Below are 24,388 nucleotides of genomic sequence, written 5' to 3'. Positions count from 1 at the left end.
GCGGGGCTCGGATGACCGACCGGCCGGGCGGTGACAGGGTTGCAATCCGGGAGCGTTTCTTCCGGGCCCGCGCCGAGGTCCGGCGGTTCGGGCGCAAGGCCGCGGCCCATCTCCCCGGCGGGCGTCGGACCGTGGGTATCGTCCGAATTGTCCGGCGCGTCATCGGACCCCGTCCTGCCCGCTTTGCCGGTTTCATCCCTGGCCCGCGCGCGGGTCTGGGCGATCCCGGCCGGCTGGCCGTAGGCCATGCGCCGCGGAATCCGGGCCACGATCCGGCGGGCGGCGCGACGCTCCCGGCGTGTTCCGGCCCGACCGCACCTGCGCGTCCCGGCGGCTGGCGACCGACCGCCGAGGCGTTCCGGGGGGCCGAGCCGATGGCCGAGCGGCCTGAAATCCCCCTCCCCGGGGCGGTTGCGCTGGTTGTCGCCGGAGGGATCGTCGAAAGCCCGCGCCAGCGCGAGGCCCTCGGCCGGGCGATGCCGAGCGGCCACAGGCGCCGCCCGTCGGGGCCGCGCGGATGAGCCGCCTTTCGGGGACGGGCCGGGCGTTTCGGGTGGCTTTGCTTGGGGCCGGGCTGGCGCTCAGCGCCGCTGCCGGATGGGCCGGGTATCTGCAGGCAGGCGGCAATTTCCACGAGGTTCGCCCGCAGGAGCTGTTCCGTTCGGCGCAGCTCGATCCGCAGGCGCTTGGCCGGGTGATCCGGACGCATGGCATACGGAGCGTGCTGAACCTGCGCGGTGCCCGCGAGGATCGCGGCTGGTATCGCGACGAACTGGCCGCGACGCGCCAGGCCGGAGCGGTTCATGCCGATTTCGGGCTCTCGGCCGGGCGCCCCGTCTCGGTGACGGAAGCCGGGGCGCTGCTTGCGCTGATGAAAAGCCTGCCGAAGCCGATCCTGATCCATTGCCGTCAGGGCGCCGACCGCACCGGCCTTGCCGCGGCGCTTTATCTTGCCGGGCTCGCCCATGACAGCGAGGACAGTGCCGAATTCCAGCTTTCCTTCCGCTTCGGCCATGTCGGCATTCCCTATCTGTCGGCCGCCTATGCGATGGATGAAAGCTGGGAGGCGCTGGAACCGACGCTGGGCTTCGGCCAGAGCTGAGCCTTTGCTAAGCCCGCGGTCGGCCTGCCGCAGCCCTGCTCCCGGTTTCCCGTGGCGAAGGGCAAGAGGCCGCCATGGGGGCCGGTCCACGACAGGCAGATCCGCTTTGCCGCCCGGAACGGCGCCTCGTGCATATGTTGCGTGCGTGCCCGCGCGGCCGAGCGCCGACCGAGCACCGTCCGGTCAGGTTCCGGCAGCTGCACATGCAGCGCCTGCGGCGCGGCAGCCGTCCCAATACGATCCCCATGAGGTCCTCATGAATCTCGGCGGGGCCGCATGGCTCGCCGACGGCCCGCCCGAGCGCCTTCCCGGGAAGGTCCTGCGCGGGTGCGAGCGGACCTCGGCAGGCAGCACGGGATACCGTCGGAAGCGAACGTGAAGGCGCCGAAACAGTTGCCGGGGGAGCCCGCGGCGGCGAAGACGCAAAGACGTTCCCGACTGGCCGGCGCTGTATCCCGCAGATCGACGCATGCCGGGCCTGCACCGGTCTGCCCCGCCCGTCGCGGATGCCGGAACGCACCCGCGCCCCGGGCCCGTGTCACGCCTTCAGCGGAACCATTCGTCCCAGCCGTCATTGCAATATCTGCCCAGGGCATGGGATTGCAGGGTGTTGGGCGCGGCATCGATGCGGGACATGTCGGCACCGAAGACCTGCGCGCCGCGCCATGTCTCGGGGGTCAGATAGCGCATCCGGTCGGCCTGCGGGAAACTCATCTCGCGCAGAGGCAGGGCCGAGGCCATGACGAAGCCCCATTCCCCGAAGCTCGGCACATAGCTGTGATAGGGGGTCACATGCCAATGGCCGTCCATGAGCTGCGGCAGCTCTGTGCCCTCGATCGTTTCGACCACCGACCAGAAGGCCTGGCGCGCGAAGAGCGGCGATCCGGCCTGGGTGACAAGCACGCCGCCCGCGCTCAGCCTTTCGCTGAGAAGACGGTAGAACTGTCGCGTATAAAGCTTTGACAGAGCGATGTTCTTCGGGTCGGGCAGATCGACGATGATCACGTCGAAACTGTCCGGAGCGGTTTCGGCAAAGCGCCAGGCATCGGTGTTCAGGACCGTCAGGCGCGGGTCGTTGAGTGCGCCGTGGTTGAGCACCGCCAGATCGGGGCGGCCGCGGAAGATCTCTGTCACGCGCGGATCGAGATCGACCAGCGTCACCTGCCGGACCTTCGGGTATTTCAGCACCTCGCGGGCGGCCATGCCGTCGCCGCCGCCGAGGATCAGGACCGAGGCGCGCCGCGGCGCCATGGTCATCCTCGCAGACCAGCGTAGTCTGGCAGAAATCACAGCTGACAAGCCCGATCGCGCGCAGATCGCCGTCAATCTGCGCGCCGCATTTCAGACAGTTCAACGCGGACAACTCTGGGCAGGGTCATTTGCCCGCGGCATGCTAAACGGCGATGTCTCCGAGACGACACCCGATCCGTGGAAACGTCGCGACCCCGGCCCTGGCGTAGCCCTGGCGCCCGGGAAGGGCCCGTGTCCCCGCGCCCACATGCGCTATCATTATGACGCCGCCCGCTGAAAGGAGAGCGTTTTGACAGCTTCGCCCGATACCGATCCCGACACCGATCCGGGCCGCCAGGCGCTGCCCCGCGACCCGGCCCAGCATGCCCGCGAGCTGACCGGACATCTTGCCTGGCTCGACAGCTTCACCGGGGTTGCGCTCGGGGTGCTGGCGGCGGCCTCTGGGATCTACACCTATATCGGCGTGCGCTCGCTGCTCGATGACAGCGGCGCCTGGACAACCTTTGCAGCACTCGCCTATTCGCTGGCGGTCTCGGTCGCGATCTTCGTGTTCTGGACCTACATGATGCGGCTGCTGCCGGCGATGCGGACCGCCGCGTCACGGACCGGGCTGCTGCTGTCGATGGCCCTGGGCAGCGTCGCGATCATCGCCATGTCCTCCTGGCTGAATGCGGCGGCGCTTGCGGGGGCGGCTGCGGTGGAACAGCACCTGGCCCAGACCGTGCAGGACTATCAGGCCGCGCTGGAGCGGACCCATGCCAACACCATCGCGGGCCAGAGCCTGTCGCGGGATGTCGCGCGGGTGCGGGCCAGTTTCGAAAGCCTGTCCGATCAGGAAGAGGTCGGCAATCTTTCGGGCCTTGCCGGGCGTGGCGCGGTGTTCCGCATCCTGACCCAGAAGGCGGCGGAACTGGCCGCACTCGAGGAGCAGATCGCCGACCAGGGCCGTGCCGTCGAGGAGGCCTTCGCCGAGGGCAATGCCATTCTCAGCCGGATGCGGGCACTGACCGTCCAGGCGGGCGCGGTCGAGAACCGGTCAGTGATGTTCTCGGAAGAAGCGGTGCGGCTTTCGGGGATCGTGGCGCGCCTGCGCCAGCTCAATGCGGCCCCCCTCGTGGTGCGGGCGGCGGGCGATCTGCGCGACTCGGTCGTGCTGCCCGAGCTCGATGCGGGCTCGGCCCTCGGACGCCGGTCGCAGGAGGCGACCATCGCCTCGGTGCTGCAGGCGCTTCGCGACCGGGCCGACACCCTGAAGGCCGCCGCCACCGAGGTCGCCACCCGGCCCGAACCGGCCGAGGTCGAATACACACCCCTCTCGGCCGCCGATGCGGTCATCCGCTATGCGGGGAATTTCGTGCCCTCTTGGGCAGGCGCCATCGCCATCGACCTGTTGCCCGGCGTGCTGGTCTTCATCCTCATGGTGACGCAGCAGGCGATCCGGTCGAGCCGCGGCGTCAGCCCCCTGCAGGACACGATGACGGTGGCCGAACTGCGCGCCGCGCTCGAGGCCGCCCGCGCGCTCGGCCTCGAGGAGCGCGCGGCCCCGGCGACCGGGGCCAGCCCCCCTGCCCGGCCGAAAGCCGTGCCGTTCGGCGGGGCGGATTAGGCGATGGACGAGATCCGGCCCCCTTCCGCGCGCAGCCTGCGCCGGGCCATCCTCGCCGTCCTCGCGGTGCAGGCGGGCATCGCGGCAGTTCTTGTCGCGATGGATCTGCTGGCGGCCCTTCCGCGGCCGGGCGGCGCGCCGGGGGCGGGGCCTGCGGACCCGTCGGTGCGCCCCTATGTCCCCGACCGCCATCCCGCCGGTCCCGACACGCCGCGCGGGCGTCCGATGGCAGAGCGGCTGACCTTCGAGGGAACCGGCGACCGGCTGCAGATCTCGGGCCAGATCGCGCCGGGCGATGCCGATCGCCTGCTCGGGGAACTGTCCCGGCGCGCCCGGAACGGCGACGCCATCCGCCTGCTGGAACTCGACAGCACCGGCGGCTCGGTGCGGGACGCGCTGGCCATCGGCCGCACGCTGCGCGAGCGCGGGATCGACACCGCGGTCGGCGATGGCGCCATCTGCTTCTCGGCCTGTCCCTACATGTTTGCCGGCGGGGTCGAACGGAGCGTGGCCCCGGATGGCCGCCTTGGCGTTCACCAGCACTATTTCGGCGAGAACACCTTCCTGCCCGCCTTCATGGCCGTCAAGGACATCCAGCGCGGGCAGGCCGAGGTCATGGCCCATCTGCGGGAAATGGGGATCGATCCCGCCCTCCTGGAACCTGCGATGCGCACCCCTCCCGGCGAGATCTACCTGCTCGACCGGCAAGAGCTGATCGCGTTCCGGCTGGTCACATCGGAGGACTAGCCGAAGATCGCTGTCCAATGCCGCCAGCCGGCCACCTGCGTGCCACCCACGCTCCGGGCAGGGTCCAGGCAAGGGTGTCCGGATCACCTCTTCGAGCAGAACTCGGATTGTGCTGCAAAGGCAGGGACAACCAGGTCCCCAACACCGGTCCCCATAACTGGCCCGCAAAACTGGCCCCATGACGAAGCCGCGATCGCGGCAAGTCGCGCCGCCGAGAGGCACCGCCCCACAAGGTGCAGCCTTTTTCATGGGGAAGGTCCGCGGCCACCCCGTCGGACCGCAGGCGCGCCCCTCCCGAAACAATGCCTGCCTCTAATCCAGCCCTATCCGTCCCCCCGCAGAGGCAGCCCGGCCCACTCGGCCCGACGGGCGCGAAGGTCGAATGCTTCCGGCTTCACGACCGACCGGCCATCCTCTGCGCAGCTTCCGGGCGGGGCCCGGTCAGTCCGGAACGGGTGTTGCCTTCGGAGCCAGGATGTCTGCCGGAGCCCCGGCACAGGCCGCGCTGTCTCCGCCGCAGCAATCCTGAAGCAGGAAATGCACCAGCCCGTTCACCGCCTCGAAACAGGGCGCGTAAAGGATCTCGCGGTGGCGCCGCTCGGTCGTCACCAGCCCTGCCCGCTTCAGCGTGGCGAGATGCCCCGACAGGGTGGAGGGCCTGAGCTCCAGCAGGCGGCCGATCTCCATCGCCGGCGTGCCGCCCGGCCCGCGCTGCACGAGCAGACGGAAGATCGCCAGCCGCGCGTCATGGGCAAGGGCGCCGAAGGCGTCGATGGCGTGGCTCTGTTCCATATTTCGCCATTACGCGAAATGAGACGTCTTGACAAGGCCGCGGCAAGGCGTCAGCAATGATATCAATTCGTTATTACCCGAAATAACGGATCTGTATCGTGAACCGTTCCCCGGAGACAGACATGGCCGATACCGCAGCCCCGATGGGCCCCTTCGAACGATTGCTGACGCTTTGGGTGGCGCTGGCCATGGTGGCGGGGATCGCCATCGGAGCCGTGGCACCGGGGCTGGTGGGCGCCATCGCCGCGGCCGAGATCGCCTCGATCAACCTCGTGGTGGCGGTGCTGATCTGGGCCATGGTCTATCCGATGATGGTCAGCGTCGATTTCCGGGCCGTCGCCGGTGTCGCGCGCCAGCCGAAGGGGCTTCTGATCACGCTGGCGGTGAACTGGCTGATCAAGCCCTTCACGATGGCTCTGCTGGCGGTGCTGTTCTTCGAGCACATCTTCGCGCCCTGGATCGCGCCCGCGGACGCGGCCCAGTATGTCGCGGGCCTGATCCTGCTGGGCGCGGCGCCCTGCACCGCCATGGTCTTCGTCTGGAGCCAGCTGACCCGGGGCGATGCCACCTATACGCTGGTGCAGGTCTCGGTGAACGACCTGATCATGGTCGTGGCCTTCGCCCCCATCGTGGCGCTGCTGCTGGGTGTCACGCAGATCGTGGTGCCCTGGGACACGCTGGTCCTGGCGACCGTGCTCTATGTCGTCCTGCCGCTGATCGCGGGGCTCCTCACGCGGCGGCTGCTGGGATCGGCCGAGGCCATCGGGGCCTTCACCGCCCGGATCAGGCCGCTGTCGATGGCCGGGCTGATCGCCACCGTCGCGATCCTGTTCGGGCTGCAGGGCGGCACCATCCTCGCCCGGCCGGGCGTCATCCTGCTGATCGCGGTGCCGATCCTGATCCAGAGCTATGCCATCTTCGCCCTCGCCTATGGCGCGGCCTTCGCCCTGCGCGTGCCGCACCGGATCGCCGCGCCCTGCGCCATGATCGGCACCTCGAACTTCTTCGAACTGGCGGTGGCCGTGGCGATCAGCCTGTTCGGCCTGAATTCTGGCGCGGCGCTGGCAACCGTGGTCGGCGTGCTGGTCGAGGTGCCGGTGATGCTGTCCCTGGTCGCCTTCGCCAACCGCACCCGCACCCGCTTCGCCGGGCACTAGGCGGTGTTGACAAAAGGGGTTCGCCCCGCGCGGCAAGTGTGATCGAAGCTGGTATCGGCGATGGAGACCAGCTTGGCCCCCGCCCTTATGTCGGACGGGGAATGGGCGTTCTTTGAGCGGTTCATCCTGACTGTCAGCGCGCCGAACGGACTCAAACCGACCAACCACCGCCTTGTTCCGGATGGAATTTTCCGAATCGTCTGCCCCGGCGCGCCATGGCGCGACCTGCCCGAAGCGTTTGGAGAATGGTCGAGCCTCTGCCGGCACATCCGGCGCTGGACAGTGGCGGGGCCTTGGGAGCAGATCATGCATGCCCTGAACGAAAGCGGCGCGGTGCTCCATGCACTTCAGATGATCGACGGAACCGAGGGTGACGCCCATCATCAGGCAGCGGGCGCTCAAGGGGGTCTCCGAGACAGGGTCTTGGCCGCTCACCCAGTGGCTTCGCGACCAGGATCCACCTCCTCGTCAATGCCGCCGGGCTGCCCATGAGAACCGAGATCCCCGCCGGGCAAGGCTCCGATTATCCCGGCTTCGATCCGGTCATCGCCGAGACCCTGCCCGCCCCAAGCGTCTTGCTGGCTGACCGCGGCCAAGATGCTGACATCATTCGGAAAAGCAATAGCAGGCGCGCTGTGCTTCCGGTGATCCCGATGCGGCAATCACGCAGGATGCGCGTCGGGATCGACCGCTCCCCCGACCGGCGACGCAACCCGGTTGAACGCTGCTTCAACAAATCGAAGAACGCCCGCCGAGCCGCCACCCGTTGCGACAGGACCGCAGAGCGCTTCGTGGCTGTCGTCGATATCACGTCAATCCGCCCATGGCTGCGCCAATTGGCAACATGACCTGGGATTCCCCTCCCCCGGACCAGGACCCCGCCCTTTACCGAAGCCGTCATGCCTGTTTCGCGATTTCCCGGCGACGAGGCGGAACGGGCCGCTGGCCGCACCGCCACCGGCCCCGGTCCCGGTCCCGGTCCCGGTCAGCCTGACCGCGCCGGGTGCGGCCCGGCCCCAACCTGGCAGCGGCCTCCATGCCGACCCGGCCGGATCTGCACCGGCGCGGCCGGGACAGCCCGCTGGCGCCGCGAGATGGCAGAGCCGAGGACCTTTCCCGGTCTCGTCTCCCGGTCCCGTCGCCGCCCTTCCGGGCAGCGGGGACGTCATTGGCCCACCTGCCCCTGCCCATCGGGCAGGCACGATCAGGCGGACGGGGGCGCGCAGCTCACGCCCCACCCTGCCATCAGCAGTCGCTGCTGCGCGCGGGATCGAGGCGGTATTCGCCGGTGGTGCCCCATTCACGGGTGAAATCATCGGCCGGCTTCAGGGCCGCGCCCTCATCCACCACGTCGAAGGTGAAGACGCCGTTCGAGTTCAGTACCAGCCGGGTCGTGCCATCCACCTCCTGCAGGTCGATATCGCGCCGCACGAAGCCTTCGACCAGCAGGCTGGACTGCGAGCAGACATGCAGCTCCTTCATCAGCCCGTCCTCCTGCGAATTGACGAAGACCCCGGTCTGCACCCCATCGGCCAGCGCCGGCAGCGCCAGGGCGGCAAGAGCGGCGGCAAGACCTGCAGCAGTCATCATCGTTTTCTTCATGTTTTCCTCGTCACGTCAGGGATATAGCCAAAAATCCGCGACCTTCTGACAGGCCGCCCGCGCGAGGACAAGGCCCGTCCGCGACCTTGCGCCACATCGGCGAATTCGCACCGTCCGGGGGGCAAGCCCCGCGCCGCACCGGCGATTGCGAGGCGGCAGGACAGATGTCATGGTGCCGCCATGCTGCGCCCGATCGGCCATCTTGCCGTCATGACGGCCCTGACCCTGCTCACCCAGATCGGCGGGCTGGCCTGGCTGATCTCGATCCCGTTTCGACGACGGCTGCTCGCATTCACCCTTGCCTATGCCACCCTGACCGCGGCCTCCGTCGCGCTCGCACCCCGGTTTGGCCGCGTCGCCCTGAACTGTTTCGCTGACGGGCCCGTCGAAGTCCAAAGCTGGATCTACTGCGCGCTCAATCGCAACTATGTCCGCCCCGAGCTCCGCGACCTGCTCGTCGAGACCGCCGCAGAGCTGGAGCGCCGCCTCCCCGGTACCAGGACGCTTGTCCTGGACGCGAATTTCCCCTTCCTGAACGGCTTTCCCCTGCTGCCCCACCTGTCTCATGACGATGGCAAGAAGGCCGATATCGCGCTGTTTTACCGGGACGAGACAGGCTACCTGCCGGGCGCGACCCGTTCGCCGACAGGCTATTTCGCCTTCGAAGAGGGCCCGAGCGACTGCCCGGAGACCTGGCCCTCGCTCAGATGGGATCTCGGGCCTCTGCAACCCCTGTGGCGCGACCATGACCTGGACCGGGCGCGCACCGCCGCGCTCCTGAGGCTCCTGTCGGAAGACCACCGGGTCGGCGCGATCTTCATCGAGCCGCACCTCCTCCGCGATCTGGGCGTGTCGCATCCGGTCATCCGCTTCCAGGGCTGCCGGGCGGCGCGGCATGACGACCATATCCACCTCCAGCTCCGGTAGTCGTCAGGTACGTCTCAAGACGGCAGCCCCCACACCACACCGTTCGAGCTCCGTCACGTCGCGCCGGCGCCCCTTGCCCCGGGGACCGGGGGCATGTCAGCCGCCTGCGCTATCCGGACCACGCCCGCGGTGCCGGCCGTTCTCGATCCGGTCGAGGGTGCGGCGGGCGGGTCCCTAGGATCGCCCCGGAAACGCTCCGGCGCCGCGCCCTCCGCTCCGCACGCGATCGGTCGCAGCGGCGGCACCGTACCGGGGCCGGTGTTCCCGGAGATCGCCGGGCGCGGGCCGGATGATCGCTCCGGAACCGGGCCGAACCCTGCCCGAGCGGATGCCGAAGCTGCCGCCGCATCCCCCGCGGCGGGGCGGCGGCAGGGCGGCGGCATGTGGGAGGGCCGCCATTGGGCGCGTCGGGGCGGGGCCGGAGCTTTACGGGACGACCGGCCGGTCAAGGCGGCGGCGCCGCGTCCGTGCGGGCCCGCAGATCCCGCGGTCCGGATATGCGGCCCGGAAACGGCAAGGGCCCGCGGCGGCGGGCCCTTCCGGCAACCGGCGCCTGGGGCTCAGAACGTCATCTTCACCCCGATCCCGATCATGCGCGGCTCGACCAGGGTCGCCTCGTAGCCGCCGACAACCGCCCGGCTGGCGCGCATATAGGTGACCGCGTCCTCGTCGAAGAGGTTGTTGACATAGCCGTAGAGCTGCAGGTTGTCCCGCAGGTCATAGGCGATGCGGGTATTCGCCACCGTGTAGGACTCGACGAAGCTTGCCGACAGGTTGTCGTCATCCGAGAAATAGGACCCGCTGTAGCGCACATTGCCCGACAGCGTCAGATCGGGGCGGATCTTCCAGTCCGCGCCGAGGCTGATGGTCTGGCCGGGGGCGCGGCCGAACTCGTTGCCGCTGTAATCGGCATCCGCGCCCGAGAATTTCTCGATCTCGGTCGAGAGCAGGCCGAGGCTGCCATACAGGCGCAGCGCCGGGCTGGCCTCGTAATCGAAGCCCAGCTCCAGCCCGTAGGCATTGGCCTTCTCGGCATTCACCGTCACCGCCTCGTAATAGCCCGCCACGGCCTCCGAGGTGACATAGCGCTGCATGTCCTTGAAATCGGTGTAGAACAGGTTGGCACTCAGCCCCAGGCGGCCATCCAGCACCCGGGTGCGGGCGAAGAGCTCGTAATCGGTCGAGGTCTCGGGATCGAAGGCGACCCATTCGCCCGAGGTCAGCCCCAGCGTCACGCCGCCCGGATTGTAGCCCCTCGACACCATCGCGCCGATGGTGGTCGCCTCGTTCACGTCATAGGACAGCGACAGCTTGGGCAGCCAGTCGTCGAAGGTCTCGTCATAATCCAGATCCTCGGTCGCGAACGGGCTCGACCCCTCGCGCTGCACCCGGTCGCGCTGGTAGCGCAGCGAGCCGCTGAGCGTCCAGCGATCGGCGAAATCGTAATCGAGGCCCGCGAACAGGCCGAGGCTGTCCTTGGTGTCGTCGAAGGCGGTCATGCCGCGCAGGTTCAGCGTCTCGTCGCTGTCGGTATGCGAGAGATAGAGCCCGGCGACGCCGCTCAGCGCAGAACCGTCATTGCCGAAGGTCAGCCGGGTCTCGTTGGAATAGCTGTCCTGGTCGATCACCGCAGAGCCCGACGTCTCGGGCGAGGTGGTGCGCCGGGTATAGAGCGACGAGAATTGCGACTGGTTGGTCAGGATCGCACCATTGTCGAATTCCTGCCTCAGGTCGAGGATCGTGGTATTGGTGAACTGCTTCCAGCTGGGGTTCTGGGTGACGGTGCTGTCATAGTCGGAAAACGGCACGGTCGCCGCCTCCCAGGTCGGGCGGTTGCCGTCGGTATGCGAGAAGGTCAGCATCGCCTCGAAGCCCGGCATCGCGGCGGGCGTCCACAGGAGCTTGAACCGCGCGGTCTGCGAGAGGTGGTCCTGATCGGTCCCGCCCAGCGAGAAGGCCGGGTTGACATAGTCGATGACATTGTCCCGCGCAGTGTAATCCAGCGCGATCCGCGCGGCCAGATCCGGCGCCACCGCGCCCGAGGCCATCAGCGAGGCGCGACGCTTGCCGCCCGAGCCGTATTCCAGCCGCGCCGCCCCCTCGCGCTCGAAGGTCGGGTCCTTGGTCTTCACCACCAGCGCGCCGGCGATGCTGTTGGCGCCCTGGCTGATGGTCTGCGGACCGCGGAACAGCTCGATATGGTCGACATCCCAGATCGAGGTCGAGGAATAGACCAGCTCGTTATAGCTCAGGTAATGGCCATCGAGGTTGACCGCGACCCGGGGCACCGAGCCGCCGAAGAAGGCCGGCGCGCCCGAATTCGGCCCCTCGCCGTCCTGGCCGCGGATCGTCGGCGCGCCGCCCTGACCGCCCGAGGCGGCATAGGTCACGTTGGCCATGTCGGCGACAAGATCCCTGACGCTGTCCTTGCCCTCGGCCGCGTCGATATCGGCCTGCTCCACCGCCGTCACCGAGGCCGCCGTCTTCTGGAAGCTGCGGGTCAGGGTGTCGCCGATGATGAAGAGCGTGCCGAGGGAATAGGCGTCCTCGGACAGCTCCTGCGCCATGGTGAGGGTGGGGGTGACTGCGCAAAGCGCGGAAATGCTGGCGCCGCCGACCAGGCGGGCGACTCGTCGCTGTACCATTTCAAAGCCTTGATGTTTCGTGCTTGCGATATGGCTGGCGACGAGAGGGTGGAGATCTGCCCGCGTGGGGGCGTTGAATCATGCGTTGACCTGCGCAATTTCTAGCGCATGGCCCCCCGAACGCAATATAGTATATCGAAACAGTCAGGATTGGGTCAGTCTGCCGCAGCCTGCCCCGCCATACCTGACCGAAAAACTAATCTTTCCTGTTGAGCGGTCCCCGCGGCTCTGACATGCTCTGCCCAGGCAGCCAGGCCCGTCGGGGCCGATGCGCAGCGGCCCCCGCCCGGCCGGGACGCCCGCGGCACGCATCGCGCGACCTCCTTACCCCGTTTCCCCGGTCCCTCCATGTCCCCTGCGGGCGGAAACGCCCCGGGTCCGGAAGGCCCGATCCCGATGCGAAACCCGCATGACAAGCAGAACGCGGAGGTTGATGCGTGACCCTGCCCTTCCCCGATCCCGCCCAGACAGAGGCGCCCTCGCTGCCGCCCGACCAGCCCTTCACCTTTCGCAATGCCCATGACAAGACCGGTGGCCCGATCTGCGCGACCGGCCCCGTCCGCCCCCTCCAGCCGGGCAGCACCACGACCCTGAAAGACAGAATCACCCCATTCTTCGATGCTGGCCGGGAGGCTGACATTGACGACGCGGCGCTGATCGGCGGCGCGCTGCCCTTCGACAAGGCCGGGTCCGACTGCCTCTGGCAGGTCGCGGGCGGCCACGGGGCATGGCCGGGCGAGACCGCCCTGGCCCGGCCCCGGCCGGTTCCGGCGACGGGCGCCGCACGGCTCGAACGCCAACCCAGCCCCCAGCCCCCGGCCCGTGGCTACATGGACAGCGTCGCCCGCGCGCTCGAGATCATGCGGGCCGAACGCGGCCTGCCCGATGCCCTGACCAAGGTCGTGCTGGCCCGCAGCCTGCTGGTCGAGGACCGGATGGCCTTCGCGCTGCCCGGACTGATGGCGCGGCTGGCCGAGGATCCCGCCGTGACCGTCTTCCAGGTCGCCCTGCCGCCTGACGCTCGGACCGGCGCCCCCCGTCATCTCGTCGGGGCCACGCCCGAGCTTCTGCTGCGCAAACGCGGGGACAGCGTCGTCTCGCACCCGCTGGCGGGCTCTGCGCGCCGGTGCGACGATCCCGAAGAGGACGCACGCGCCGCCAATGCCCTGGCCCGCTCGGAAAAGGACCGCCGCGAACACGGGCTGGTGGTCGAATACATCCTCGACACGCTGGCCCCCTGGTGCAAGAGCCTGGGCACGCCCGGAGGCATGGCTCTCGCCGCCACCCGCTCGATGTGGCATATCGGAACCCGGATCGAGGGACGGCTGAAGGCACCCGGAACGCCCGCCATCCTGCTGGCCGCCGCGCTGCATCCGACACCTGCCGTCTGCGGCCTGCCCTGCGCGCGCGCCGCCCGGCTGATCCGCGAGCTCGAACCCGTAGCGCGCGATTTCTACGCCGGCGCGGTGGGCTGGTGCGACCGGCGCGGCGACGGCGACTGGTACGTGGCGATCCGCTGCGCCGAGCTTTGCGGCGCGCGCGCGCGGCTGTTCGCGGGCGCGGGGATCGTGCTGGGCTCGGACCCCCATGCCGAAGCCTCCGAGACCGGCGCCAAGTTCGGCGCCTTCCTCAGCGCGCTGGGGCTGCCCCCCGACGCGGCGCTGTCCGAGCCCTCCCTCCCCAGCCAGCCGAACGGATGATCCATGACCCTTCCAAAGATTGCCTCCTACCCATTGCCCGCGCCCGACGCCCTGCCGGCCTCCCGCGCCCCCTGGCGGCCCGAGCCCGGCCGCGCCGCCCTTCTGATCCATGACATGCAGCGTTATTTCTGTGCCCCCTTCCCGCAAGGCGCGGCGCCCCTGCCCGGCGTCATCGCCAATATCGCGGCGCTGGCGCGGGCCGCGCGGGCCGCGGGAATGCCGGTCTTCTACACCGCGCAACAGGGCGATCAGCTGCCCGCCGACCGCGGCCTGCAGGCCGATCTCTGGGGGCCCGGCATGTCGCGCCGCCCCGAGGATCAGGACATCCTGCCCGGGCTTGCCCCGGCAGAGGACGACATCGTCCTCGTCAAGCACCGCTACAGCGCCTTCCGGCGCTCGAATCTCGAGCCCCTGCTGCGGGCGCGCGGCCGCGACCAGCTGCTGATTGCGGGCATCTATGCCCATATCGGCTGCCTCGCCACCGCCGCCGAGGCGTTCCAGCGCGACATCCAGCCCTTCGCCATCGCCGATGCCCAGGCCGATTTCGACGCCGCACGCCATGACATGGCGATGCGCTGGGTCGCCGGGTGCTGCGGCGGCGTGATCGCCACCCGCGACGCGCTGGCCGCCCTGCCCGCGGAGGCCGCATGCGCCTGACCGGGTTCGAGGGGCGCACGGCCCTGGTGACGGGGGCGGCTGGCGGGATCGGCCGGGCCTGCGTCGACTTGCTGAGCCAAGCGGGGACCCGGGTCGTGGCCACCGACACCGCCGCCGCGATCGCGGCGCTGGCCCATCGCCCGCAGGCCACGGCCTGGCTGCCCTGCGATCTTCGCGACCCGCAAGCGGTCGGCGCGATGGTCGGGGCGGCCGAGACCCGCGCCGGGCCGCTGAGCCTTGGCGTTCATGCCGCCGGAGTGCTGGCGACGGGGCCGCTTCTGGAGATGTCGCCCGAGGACTGGCGGCGGGTGCAGGGCATCAATCTCGATGGCAGCTTTCATCTGCTGCAGGCGCTGGGGCGGCGGCTCGTCCGCCGGCCGGGTTCGGCGCTGGTGGTGGTCAGCTCGAATGGCGGGGGCATTCCGCGGCTCGACATGGGCGCCTATTGCGCCTCGAAGGCGGCGCTGACCATGCTGACCCGCTGCCTCGGGCTGGAACTTGCCCGCCACGGGGTGCGCTGCAACGTGATCGCGCCGGGCTCGACCCTGACGCCGATGCAGACGGGCATGTGGCAGGACGAGGACGGCGCCGGGCGGGTCATCGCGGGCGATCCGCAAAGCTATCGTGCGGGCATCCCGCTGGGCAAGCTCGCTACGCCCGAGGACATCGCACGGGCGGCGATGTTCCTCCTGTCCGAGGAGGCGGGCCATGTCACCATGGCCGATCTCTACGTCGATGGCGGCGCAACCCTGCGGGGCTAGAGCGCGACCGCCGTCATCACCCCCTGCTCATGGGCGATCAGCACCGGTTCGATCTGGCGCCCGGCCTCCCAGCCCGGCGCCAGATCGCAGGTCAGGCACAGCAGCGGCGGCCGCCGCGCGCCGCCGGGCATCATCCGCGCCGCGTCGAAATCGAACCGCCGCCCGATCCTCGGGCTCAACGCCTTGAACAGGCTTTCCTTGGCCGAAAAGATCAGCCCCACCCAGACCGGATCGGTCCCGAAGCAGGCACGCTCGCCCGGGGTGAGCGCCACCGGCGCGATCTCGGCCGCCACCTGCGTCGACAGCGGGCCCTCTATATCCACGCCCAGCCCGGCCCGATGCGCCGACGACCCAACCAGCGCCAGCGCCTGCCCGGCCGCATGGCTGATCGAGCCGGTCAGCCCCGCAGGCCAGTGCGGCGCGCCGTCCGGGCCCCGCCCGGCCAGGCAGGGCATCCCGGTCAGGGCAGCACTTGCCGCCGCCGCCGCCAGCCGCCCGGCCCGGAACTCGGCCGACCGGCGCGCCCCCGGCCCCTCGGCCCGGGCAACCGGAACCGCCACCGCCCGGCAATCGGGCAGGGCCGCACCCAGCCGGGCCAGCGCGAGGTCGACCCCCGCCCGGACGGGCAAGCCGTCAGCCATCGCGCCGGGCGTCGATCAGCGCGGCCCAGGCATCCAGCGTCGGCTCCCGCGCCAGATCCTCGAAGCCGACATGGATGCCATGAGCCTTCAGCTCGGCCGCCAGCTTCATCACGCGCAGCGAATCGAGCCCGTAATAGATCAGGCTCTCGGCCGGATCGATCGGGCCCTCGTCCTCGAGCAGGCTGTTCAGCCGCGCGCTCAGCCAGTCGCGGTCGGGGGCCGGGCTTGTGGTGGTCCGGGTCATGTCATCCTCTCCTCTCGGGCGTTTCGGGGGCGTTTCAGTGGGCGTCATCGGAGGCACCATGGGGGCTGTCATTGGGGGTGCAGCAGGGCGGCGCGCAGGGCTGTCTTGTCGGGCTTGCCCACGGGCGTCAGCGGGATCGTCTCGGCAAAGGCGAAGCGGTCGGGCAGCTTGTACTCTGCCACCCCCAGCGCGATCAGATGGCGGCGCAGCTCGACCGCACGCAGCGGCTTGCGCGCCACCAGGACCGCGCAGCCGCGCTCGCCCAGCCGGGCATCGGGCTGGGCCACCAGCGCGGCCTGCAGGATGTCGGGATGGCGCAGCAGAAGGCCCTCGACCTCTTCGGCCGCGATCTTCTCGCCGCCCCGGTTGATCTGGTCCTTCACCCGGCCGACGACGCTGAGATAGCCTTGGGCATCGCGCCGCACCAGATCGCCGCTGTGATAGAAGCCCTCGGCATCGAACACCGCGGCATTCTGCGCGGGGCTGCGGAAATAGCCCCGGAAGGTATAGGGCCCGCGCACCCAGAGCCGCCCGGTCTGGCCGGGCGCGCAGGGGCGGCCATCGGCATCCAGCACCCGGACCTCGTCATCGGGGCTGATCGGGCGGCCCTGGGTGGCAAAAACCCGCCCGGGCGGATCGTCGAGCCTGGTATAATTGACCAGCCCCTCGGCCATGCCGAAGACCTGTTGCAGCGCGCAGCCCAGCAGCTCGGGCACCTGCCGCGCCTGCGCCTCGGCAAAGCTCGCCCCGCCGACCTGCACCAGACGCAGGCTGTCGGGCACCGGCAGGCCGTCGCGCGCGGCCTCGAGCCAGAGCGCCACCGCCGAGGGGACCAGAGCGGCCATCGTCACCCGGTGACGGCGCATGAGCCCGAAGCACAGATGCGGCTCGGGGCTTTCGGCCATCACCACGGTGCCGCCGGCCCGGAACACCCCCAGCGCGCCGGGCGAACTCAGCAGGTAATTATGCGGCGCGGGCAGCGCGACCAGAAAGCGGGTTCCTTCATCGACGCCGCAGATCTCGACGCTGGCGCGGACGGAGTAGTCGTAATCGTCATGGGTGCGCGGGATCAGCTTGGGCGTGCCGGTACTGCCCCCGGACAGCTGGAAGAAGGCGACGCCCGCAGGATCGGGCGCGGGCAGCGGCGCCTCGGGCAGATCGACCTCGGGGTCCATCCAGCGCGCAAGGTCATGATCGGGTCCGGTCTCGTCCAGCCACAGGCCGAGGCGTGGTGCCAGCCCGTCCCGCCGCAGCGCATCGGAAAAGCCGTCATCCGCGAACAGAGGATGGGCGCGCGAGCCGACCAGCAGCGCCGGTTCCAGTTGCTCGACATAGGCCCGCATCTCATGGGCGCGGTGGCTGTAAAGCGCGTTCACCGGGCGGATGCCCGCCTTCAGCAGGGCAAGGAAGGTGATGTAGAACTCGGCCCGGTTCGGCAGCTGCACCACCGCGTGATCGCCCGGGCGCAGCCCGGCCGCGATCAGCCGCCTGGCCAGGACCGAGGACATCCGCTCGAACGCCCCATAGCTGAAGGATCGATTGCCGCAGAGGATGGCAGTGGCATCGGGCCGGGTGGCCGCCTGCTGGCGCACGCCTTCGCTCAGGGGCAGGCCCAGCCAATAGCCCCGTTCGCGATAGCGACGCGCCAGATCCTCGGGCCAGGGGGTGAAATCGTCCATCAAGATCCGGTCCCTGTGCAGCGGCCGAAATCGGCCGGAAATCAATACCCTGCCCGCCGCCGATTGCGCGCGCCACAGCCATGAGGGCGCCAGTTGGCTTGCGCCGATTTGCTCCGGTTGACGGGCGCTGATAGTTGAGTATTTATGTCAGGAACTGTCAACAGGGTCGTTGCCGATGTATGATCTGACGCCGATGCAAGCGGCCAGCTGGGTCAACGGACATGCCGGGGGCCAGGGGGCGCAGGGTCCCTCGGCGCATCTTTATGTCGAGCTCGACCGCACGGATGGTGCCCTCGATCCCGACCGGCTGGAGCGCGCGATTGCCGCCCTGATCGCCCGCCATGCCAATCTGCGGCTGGCCGTCGCGGCGGATGGCACGGCCCGGATACTGCCGCCGCGCCCGGGGCCGTTCCTTGACCGGCACGATCTCAGCCGGCTTGGCGCGCTCGACTGCCAGCTGGCCCTCGAACGCATCCGCGCGGACCAAAGCCATCAGCGGCTGGCGCTGGAGCGGGGCGAGGCCGTGGCGTTTTCCCTCAGCCTGCTGCCCGGAGGCGGCAGCCGGTTGCATGTCGATCTGGACATGATCGCGGCCGATCCTTCCTGCTTTCCCGACCTGATGGAGGACCTGGCCCGGCTCTACGAGGACGGCCCCGGTTCTGCCCTGCCGGAGGCAGGCGATTTCGCCGCCCATCTCGAGGCGCGGCGCAGCGACCCGGACGGCCCCGCCCGCGCGGCCGCCGCCCGCGCCTGGTGGCAGGAGCGCATCGCCGCCCTGCCCGCGGCCCCGGAGCTGCCGCGCCCGCCCGGACGGCGGGAAGACGCCCCCCGCACCGCCCGCCTGGCCGAGCGGCTGGACCCAGCCCGGACCCGGGGCCTGATGCGCCGCGCCCGCGAGATGCGGGTCACGCCCACCGCGCTGACGCTGGCGCTTTTCGCACAGGAGCTGGCCCGCGCCTGCGGCCAGCCCGCCTTGCGCCTGACCGTGCCGATGTTCCACCGCCCAGAGGGCGAGACCCCGATCATCGGCGATTTTTCCGATTTCGCGCTTCTCGGGGTCGCGGGCGCAGAGCCCGATCTGGCCGCCCTTGCCCGCCGGGTGCAGGCCGATCTGGCAGGCGCGATCGGCCACAGCGCCCATCCCGGCCCCGGCCAGATGCGCGATCTGGCCCGCCATCTGGGCCATGTCCCCGAGGCCCCCGTGGTCTTCACCGCCGGGTTCGATCACCCGCGCGGCTCGGTCCTGTCCGACCGCGCGCGGCGCTGCCTTGGCGATCTGGTCTGGTCGGTCTCGCAGGGGCCGGGCGTGGCGCTCGACGCGCAGATCGCGCGGCTGGGGGAGGGGCTGCTCGTCAACTGGGACATCCGGCTGGATCTGATCAAGCAGGACTGGATTACCCGCCTTTTCAAGATCTTCATGGATCGCCTTCATGCGCTGGCAGATGCCCCGTCCGCACCGGAAAGCTGGCCTCTCAGTCCCTTGCAGCGTGCCTATCTGGCCGGGCGCGAGGAGGTGCTGCCGCTGGGGGGCATCGCCATGCACGAGGCGCGGCTCTTTCGCGGCAGGCTGGACGAGGCGGCCCTCGGCGCGCGGCTTCAGGCGCTCTGCGACGCGCATCCGGCGCTGCGGCTGCGCATCGATGCCGATGCCGGGCGGCAATATCTGGCCCGGCACCCCAAGCTGCCGCTCGTGACCCACGACCTGCGCGCCGCGCCCGATGCCGAGGCCCGGCTGCAGGCGGTCTGGCAGGACTTCGCCCGCAGCCCCTGTCCGCTGGATGGCCCGCTGGATGGCCCGCTCTGGCAGGTCTGCGCCCTGCCCATGCCCGAGGGACAGGAGGACGCGCTGGCCGTCAAGTTCGACGGCCTCGGGCTGGACGGGCCCGCCATCGCCCAGATCTGCGCCGAGCTTTTCGCCACCGACCCGCTGTCTGCCAGCACACCCGCCGCCGCGCGCCTGCCCGTTCCGCCGCCGGTTCCGGCCGAGGAGCGGGCCGCCGATGCCGCCTACTGGGCCGAGGCCCTGGCCCGCGTCGAAAGCGCGCCGCGCCTGCCCTGGCGAAGACCGCCCGACCGGCCGGGACCGGCGCGTTACCGGCGCAGCTCTCGGATCCTTTCGCCCGAACTGATCCGTCCCCTGCGCCGCACGGCCGCCCGCGAGGGGCTGTTCCTGAACACGCTTCTCGGCTTTGCGATCCTCGAGGTGCTGGCCCGCTTCACTCCCGATCTGCAGATCTGCGCGGGCCTGCCCACCGCCCCGGCGCTCGACCGCGAGGATCTGGGCAACCGCGCCTCCTTCATCGCGCTCGACCATGACGCCGGCTCGGGCACGCCGCGCGCGAGGGCCGCCGCACTTCAGGCCCGGACCATGGCGGGGCTCGGGCATATGGGTTTTTCCGGGGTCGATCTGGCGCGCCAGCTGCTGGCCCGGACCGGCGGGCCGCTGGCCCTGCCGGTGGTGCTGACCAACGGGCTCGACTGGGAGACACCGCCCAGGGGCGCGGCCATGCGACAGGTGGACGGGCTGACCCAGACGCCCCAGGTCGCGCTCGACATCCGCCTGATGCGCGCGCCCGGCGGCGGGATCGAGATCGCCGCCGATCATGCCGAGGACGTCCTTGCCCCCGCGACCGTGACCGCCATGCTGGAGGCCGCCCTGCGCGCGCTGGAAAGCATGGCCGAGACCGGCGCGCTGAGCCTGCCCGACCCGCTGGTCGCCGTGGATCTGCCGCCCGACCGCCCCCATGTGGCCGATCCCGCCCCCCATCTGGTGAGGATCGCGGAGGCCCTGAACCACGCGCAGGGCCCCGCGCTGATCTGCGGCGAGGAAAGGCTCGACTACCCTGCGCTTCGCGACCGGGTCGCCGCCGCCCTTGCGGGGCTTGCCGCAGAGGGGATGGGCCCGGGGGACGTGCTGGCCCTCCATCTGCCGCGCGGGATCGATCACGTGGTCCTGCAACTGGCCGCGGCGATGGCCGGGATCGTCTGGGTGCCGGTCGATGCCGCCGCACCGCCTGCCCGCCGGGATTATCTGCTCGACCGCGCGGCACCCGCGCTGATCGTCTCGGAGGAGGAACTTCCGGGGCGGCGCTGCCTGCGCCCCGGCGATCTGCCCCGGCCCGGCGGCGCGCTGCCGGACGCGGCCAGCCTGCGCGCGCGCAGCCTCGATACCGGGCCGGGCTATTACCTCTTCACCTCGGGCACCACCGGCGCACCCAAATGCGTGGTGCTGTCGAACCGCGCCACCGCCAATGTGCTGGATCAGACCCTTTCCGCCTGGCAGGTGGGCCCGGAAGACGTGCTGATCTCGGTCACGCCGCTGCATCACGACATGTCGCTTTTCGATCTTTTCGGCGGGCTTGCCGCCGGGGCCTCTGTGGTGCTGCCCGCCGCCGGGCACGAGAAGGACGCGGTGGAATGGGCGCGGCTGGTCGCGCGACACCGGGTGACGCTCTGGGTATCGGTGCCGGCGATCCTGGACATGCTGCTGGCCTGCGCCCGTCCCGGACAGATCGAAAGCCTGCGCCTGATCGCCCAGGGCGGCGACTATATCAAGCCCGCCACGCTGGCGGAGCTGCGCAGGCTCTGCCCCGCCGCGCGACTGATCTCGCTGGGCGGCCCGACCGAAACCACGATCTGGAGCATCTGGCACGAGATCGGTCCCGGCTTCGAGCCCGACGACGGACCTGCGCCCGGGACCGCGCCGGTGCCCTATGGCCGTCCCCTCGACGGCGCCGGATACCGGATCTGCAACCCGCTGGGAGAGCCCTGCCCGCCCGGCGTCACCGGCCGCATACACACCCTGGGCGACTGCCTGTCGCTGGGCTATCTGGAGCCGGGCGGCTTGAGCCAGGACGGCTTCGTCACCCTGCCGGGCGCCGACGGCACGCCCCAGCGCGCCTTCCGGACCGGCGATCTGGGCCAATGGTCGCCCGACAGGCCGGGACAGATCCTATTTGCCGGACGGGTGGGCGGCTATGTCAAGGTGCGGGGTGTCCGCGTGAGCCTTGGCGAGATCGAGGCCGCGCTGGCGGATCACCCCGCCTTGTCCCGGGCCATGGTCGTCGATCTCGCCCCCGGCGACGGACGCGAAACCACGCTGGCCGCGCTTTACGCCGCGCGCGAGGGCCAGCCCCCCGGTCCCGCCGAGCTGCGCGCCTGGCTGCGCAGCCGGCTGCCGCAATCGCACCTGCCCGACCGCTTCATCGCCGTAACGGCGCTGCCGCTCTCGCCCAACGGCAAGCCCGACCGCGCCGCCGCCCGGGCGCTTGCCCTGCCTCCCCACACCGCGCCATGCTCCGACAGGCTGGGACGCGCGGTGCTCGACATCTACCTGCGGCAGACCGGCCCGGCCCCCGAGGCCACCATCGACAGCCCGCTGATCGATCTGGGCCTTCTGCCCGAGCACCTGATCGGCGTGGCCGCGGCGCTGAATGCCCGCTTCGGCACCGCGCTGCGCCCCTCCCGGCTGATCCCGGCGCGCACCGCCCGGCAGGCCGCGCAGTTGATCCCGGCCCCTCCCGAACCGGAGGGACCCCGATGACCGCGGAATTCCGGGACGCCGCCTGGCTGGAGCTGACCCTCGCCCAGCTCGATTTCTGGGAGGAGTTCCGCTTTCACCCGGACCGGCCGCTGTCCACCGTCGCCCATTGCATCGCGATCGAGGGCGCGGCGGACGAGGTCGCGCTTGTCGCCGCCCTGTCCCGGCTTGCGCGCGAGGCCGAGGTGCTGGCGCTGCGCTTTCGCGACGGGCCGGGCGGGCCGCGCCAGCGGGTCGATCCCGGGCGCATCCCGGCGGTGCGCGTGCAGGACCTGCAACGGACCCCCGCCCCCGAGGCCCGCGCCCGCCGGATGATGGCAGAGGACATCGCCCGGCCCATCGATCTGGAGCGCGACCCGCTTTGCGCGCTCTGGCTCTTGCGGGTGGGGCCGCGTCGCTGGCTGTGGTATCTGCGCGGCCATCATATCCTGCTGGACGGCTACGGCATGTCGCTGATCGAGCGGCGCGCGGCCGCGCTTTATGCCGAAGCCCTTGGCCACCGCGCCGGTCCCGGACCGTTCCTGCCCTTCGCCCGCTACCTCGAGGAGGAAACCGCCTATCGCGCGGGGCCCCGCCATAACCGCGATCAGGCCCATTGGGCCGGGGTCCTGCGCGACATCCCCGATCTCGGCGTCCTGCCCAAGGGGGGCGAGGACTACGCCCCCCCGCCGCTGGCCGCCGCCCCCGACCTGCCCGCCGGGCTGGAAGCTCAGCTGCAGCAGGCGGCCCGCACGGCGGGGATGGGCTGGCCCGACCTCCTGACCCTGCTCAGCGCCGCCTGGATCGCGCGCGACCACCCCGCCGGGGCGCCGGGCCTGCCGGTCTGGCTGCCCTATCAGAGCCGTCTGGGCAGCGTCGCCGCCGCCATCCCGGCACTTGTGGTGAACATCCTGCCCCTGATCGTCTCGCACCGGCCCGGCGAAACCCTCGGCGCCTTTCTCGACCGCTCCGGGCAGACGTTGCGCGGGTTGCGCCGCCACGGCCGCTACCGGGTCGAGCAGATGGCCGCAGATCGTGGCCTGCGCGCGGGCGAACGGTTCTTCTTCTCGCCGCTTGTCAACGTGCTGCCCTTCGATCCGCCCGAATTCCCCGGTTGCACCGCCCAAAGCGAGGTGCTGGCCGCCGGTCCCGGCGACGGCTTCAACCTGACCTGGAGCGCGCGCAGCGACGGCTCGGAACTGGCCCTGTCGATCGACGCAGATCCCGCCTCGGCCGGCGAGGTCGCCGCCGCGGCCCGCGCGCTTGTCCCCTTCCTTGCGCGCGCCTGCGCCCCGGATGCGCGGGACCGTCCGCTCGCAGAGCTGCTTGCAGAGCACTCCGCCGGGCCCGCGCCATGCCATCCCGCCCGTACCGCCCGCCCCATCGCCAGCCGACAGGAGAAGACATGAACCGCCGTTCCTTCCTGACCCTCGCCACCTGCGCCGCAGCACTTGGCAGCTCTGCCCGGGCCAGTTCCACGGGCGCCGCCCCCGGCTGGCCGCGCCGCCTGGCCAATGCCGATGGCAGCGAAACCGTCCTGCCCGCGCCGCCTGCCCGGGTGCTGTCGAGCTCGGTCACGCTCACCGGCAGCCTCCTGGCCATCGGCGCGCCGGTGATCGCCAGCGCCACCACCGTGCGCGGCGCCTTCTTCGAGCAATGGCAGGCCGAGGCCCGGGCCCGCGGCGTCGAGAAGCTCTGGCGCGCGGGCTCGATCGATCTCGAGGCCGCCTGGGCGCTGGAGCCCGACCTGATCGTGGTCTCGGCCGGCGGCGCCGATTCCGCGCTGGCGCAGCGCGCGGCCCTGGCCGAGGTGGCCCCGGTGCTGGTCCTCGATTACGGCGCGATGGCCTGGGAGGAACTGACCGCACGCCTCGCCCGTGCCACCGGCCGCGCGGCCGAGGCCGAGGCCCTGCTGGCGGGCTTTGCCGAGAGCCTCGCCACCACCCGCGCCACCCTGACCCTGCCCGGGGGCCGCGCCAATATCGTCAGCTATAACGGCCCCGGCGCGCCCAATCCCGTGGCCCGGGCCGGGGGCGCCCATGGCCGCCTGCTGACGGGGCTGGGCTTCGATCTCGAAGACCCGCCGACCAGCTGGCAAAGCGCCTCGATGCCCGCCTCGGCCGATGTGGTGCGCGCCTCCTATGAGCATCTCACCCAGCTGAGCGCCGAGACCACCTTCCTGCTGGCGGGCACCGACGCCGATGCCGCGCGCTTCATGGCCGACCCGATCCTTGCCAACCTGCCCTCGGTCGGGCGCGGTCAGGTCTACGGGCTGGGCAAGAACTCTTTCCGCATCGACTATTACAGCGCCCGCGAGATCGTCGACAGCATCGCCCGCCGCTTTGGCGGGGCCTGAGC

Annotated in this window: 19 protein-coding genes and 1 pseudogene; 13 read left to right on the top strand and 7 right to left on the bottom strand. The window is 70.7% G+C overall.

Translation table 11 applies throughout. The features are described 5' to 3' along the window. The first annotated feature begins 11 nt into the window (after positions 1-11). Both B5V46_RS19080 and B5V46_RS19075 read left to right on the top strand, forming a co-directional pair. Complete coding sequence (locus B5V46_RS19080; RefSeq protein ID WP_080618269.1) at positions 12-521, top strand: hypothetical protein; 510 nt, start codon at positions 12-14, stop codon at positions 519-521. Next, complete coding sequence (locus B5V46_RS19075; protein WP_080618268.1) at positions 518-1,102, top strand: tyrosine-protein phosphatase; 585 nt, start codon at positions 518-520, stop codon at positions 1,100-1,102. Before B5V46_RS19080 ends, B5V46_RS19075 begins: the two co-directional genes overlap by 4 nt. A gap of 546 nt (positions 1,103-1,648) precedes the next feature. Here B5V46_RS19075 and B5V46_RS19070 read toward each other — a convergent pair. Beyond that, positions 1,649-2,353, bottom strand: a complete 705-nt coding sequence (locus B5V46_RS19070) for a hypothetical protein (RefSeq protein ID WP_231119336.1) — start codon at positions 2,351-2,353, stop codon at positions 1,649-1,651. Between the two features lie 289 nt (positions 2,354-2,642). Between B5V46_RS19070 and B5V46_RS19065 the strand changes: the two genes are divergently transcribed. Together B5V46_RS19065 and B5V46_RS19060 are read left to right on the top strand one after the other, a co-directional pair. Continuing rightward, positions 2,643-3,959: a hypothetical protein gene (locus B5V46_RS19065; RefSeq protein ID WP_369822854.1), complete on the top strand. Its 1,317-nt coding sequence runs from the start codon at positions 2,643-2,645 to the stop codon at positions 3,957-3,959. Positions 3,960-3,962: 3 nt separating this feature from the next. Next, entirely contained in the window at positions 3,963-4,706 is a 744-nt protein-coding gene (locus B5V46_RS19060) for a hypothetical protein (RefSeq protein ID WP_080618266.1), read from the top strand. A gap of 441 nt (positions 4,707-5,147) precedes the next feature. Here B5V46_RS19060 and B5V46_RS19055 read toward each other — a convergent pair whose 3' ends face one another. Further along, positions 5,148-5,498, bottom strand: coding sequence for a helix-turn-helix transcriptional regulator (locus B5V46_RS19055; protein ID WP_080618265.1), 351 nt, complete (start codon positions 5,496-5,498; stop codon positions 5,148-5,150). Between the two features lie 122 nt (positions 5,499-5,620). Here B5V46_RS19055 and arsB point away from each other — a divergent pair, with 122 nt between their 5' ends. Both arsB and B5V46_RS19045 read left to right on the top strand, forming a co-directional pair. Then, positions 5,621-6,655 (top strand): ACR3 family arsenite efflux transporter, encoded by a 1,035-nt coding sequence (arsB, locus tag B5V46_RS19050; RefSeq protein WP_080618264.1) that lies wholly within the window; start codon positions 5,621-5,623, stop codon positions 6,653-6,655. Positions 6,656-6,715: 60 nt separating this feature from the next. Further along, positions 6,716-7,503, top strand: a protein-coding gene (locus B5V46_RS19045; RefSeq protein WP_155774210.1) for an IS5 family transposase whose coding sequence is annotated in 2 segments (ribosomal slippage) — positions 6,716-7,055 and positions 7,055-7,503 — 789 coding nt in all. Because the reading frame shifts where the segments join, the coding sequence is not laid out codon by codon here. A gap of 397 nt (positions 7,504-7,900) precedes the next feature. Here B5V46_RS19045 and B5V46_RS19040 read toward each other — a convergent pair. Then, on the bottom strand, positions 7,901-8,245 hold the full coding sequence (locus tag B5V46_RS19040) for a hypothetical protein (protein ID WP_155774209.1): 345 nt from the start codon (positions 8,243-8,245) through the stop codon (positions 7,901-7,903). A 192-nt stretch (positions 8,246-8,437) separates the two neighbouring features. Here B5V46_RS19040 and B5V46_RS19035 point away from each other — a divergent pair, with 192 nt between their 5' ends. After that, on the top strand, positions 8,438-9,184 hold the full coding sequence (locus B5V46_RS19035; RefSeq protein WP_080618262.1) for a hypothetical protein: 747 nt from the start codon (positions 8,438-8,440) through the stop codon (positions 9,182-9,184). A gap of 560 nt (positions 9,185-9,744) precedes the next feature. Here the strand turns inward: B5V46_RS19035 and B5V46_RS19030 are convergent. After that, positions 9,745-11,829, bottom strand: a complete 2,085-nt coding sequence (locus tag B5V46_RS19030) for a TonB-dependent receptor (RefSeq protein ID WP_080618261.1) — start codon at positions 11,827-11,829, stop codon at positions 9,745-9,747. A gap of 437 nt (positions 11,830-12,266) precedes the next feature. Here B5V46_RS19030 and B5V46_RS19025 point away from each other — a divergent pair, with 437 nt between their 5' ends. From B5V46_RS19025 to B5V46_RS19015, 3 genes are read left to right on the top strand one after another with little or no spacing between them, the layout of a single operon-like run. Continuing rightward, positions 12,267-13,529, top strand: coding sequence for an isochorismate synthase MenF (locus B5V46_RS19025; protein WP_231119335.1), 1,263 nt, complete (start codon positions 12,267-12,269; stop codon positions 13,527-13,529). Positions 13,530-13,532: 3 nt separating this feature from the next. Further along, positions 13,533-14,186 carry an isochorismatase family protein gene (locus B5V46_RS19020; RefSeq protein ID WP_080618260.1) on the top strand — a complete coding sequence of 218 codons (654 nt, stop codon included), beginning with the start codon at positions 13,533-13,535 and terminating at the stop codon, positions 14,184-14,186. Next, positions 14,177-14,947, top strand: a complete 771-nt coding sequence (locus tag B5V46_RS19015) for an SDR family oxidoreductase (RefSeq protein WP_080618259.1) — start codon at positions 14,177-14,179, stop codon at positions 14,945-14,947. The genes B5V46_RS19020 and B5V46_RS19015 overlap by 10 nt, the downstream gene beginning before the upstream one ends. Here B5V46_RS19015 and B5V46_RS19010 read toward each other — a convergent pair. From B5V46_RS19010 to B5V46_RS19000, 3 genes and pseudogenes are all read right to left on the bottom strand, one after another. Beyond that, a complete protein-coding gene (locus tag B5V46_RS19010) occupies positions 14,944-15,588 on the bottom strand; it encodes a 4'-phosphopantetheinyl transferase (RefSeq protein WP_080618258.1) in 645 nt (214 codons plus the stop codon). The genes B5V46_RS19015 and B5V46_RS19010 overlap by 4 nt on opposite strands. Continuing rightward, a pseudogene (locus B5V46_RS19005) lies at positions 15,581-15,799 on the bottom strand (phosphopantetheine-binding protein); the annotation flags it as partial. The gene B5V46_RS19010 and the pseudogene B5V46_RS19005, both read right to left, overlap by 8 nt. Before the next feature lie 101 nt (positions 15,800-15,900). Then, positions 15,901-17,514 carry a (2,3-dihydroxybenzoyl)adenylate synthase gene (locus B5V46_RS19000; RefSeq protein WP_196774420.1) on the bottom strand — a complete coding sequence of 538 codons (1,614 nt, stop codon included), beginning with the start codon at positions 17,512-17,514 and terminating at the stop codon, positions 15,901-15,903. 172 nt (positions 17,515-17,686) lie between these two features. On the opposite strand from B5V46_RS19000, the gene B5V46_RS18995 reads away from it, so the two are divergent. The 3 genes from B5V46_RS18995 to fepB are packed head-to-tail and all read left to right on the top strand — an operon-like array spanning position 17,687 to position 24,386. Then, complete coding sequence (locus B5V46_RS18995; protein ID WP_080618255.1) at positions 17,687-22,054, top strand: AMP-binding protein; 4,368 nt, start codon at positions 17,687-17,689, stop codon at positions 22,052-22,054. Further along, positions 22,051-23,439: a condensation domain-containing protein gene (locus tag B5V46_RS18990; protein WP_080618254.1), complete on the top strand. Its 1,389-nt coding sequence runs from the start codon at positions 22,051-22,053 to the stop codon at positions 23,437-23,439. Before B5V46_RS18995 ends, B5V46_RS18990 begins: the two co-directional genes overlap by 4 nt. After that, entirely contained in the window at positions 23,436-24,386 is a 951-nt protein-coding gene (fepB, locus tag B5V46_RS18985) for a Fe2+-enterobactin ABC transporter substrate-binding protein (RefSeq protein WP_080618253.1), read from the top strand. Before B5V46_RS18990 ends, fepB begins: the two co-directional genes overlap by 4 nt. Positions 24,387-24,388 lie beyond the last annotated feature (2 nt).

This window comes from Rhodovulum sp. MB263 (assembly GCF_002073975.1).
Lineage (GTDB): Bacteria > Pseudomonadota > Alphaproteobacteria > Rhodobacterales > Rhodobacteraceae > Rhodovulum.
Note: the sequence above shows the minus strand (reverse complement) of the source record. Positions and strands in the feature narration are given on the sequence as shown.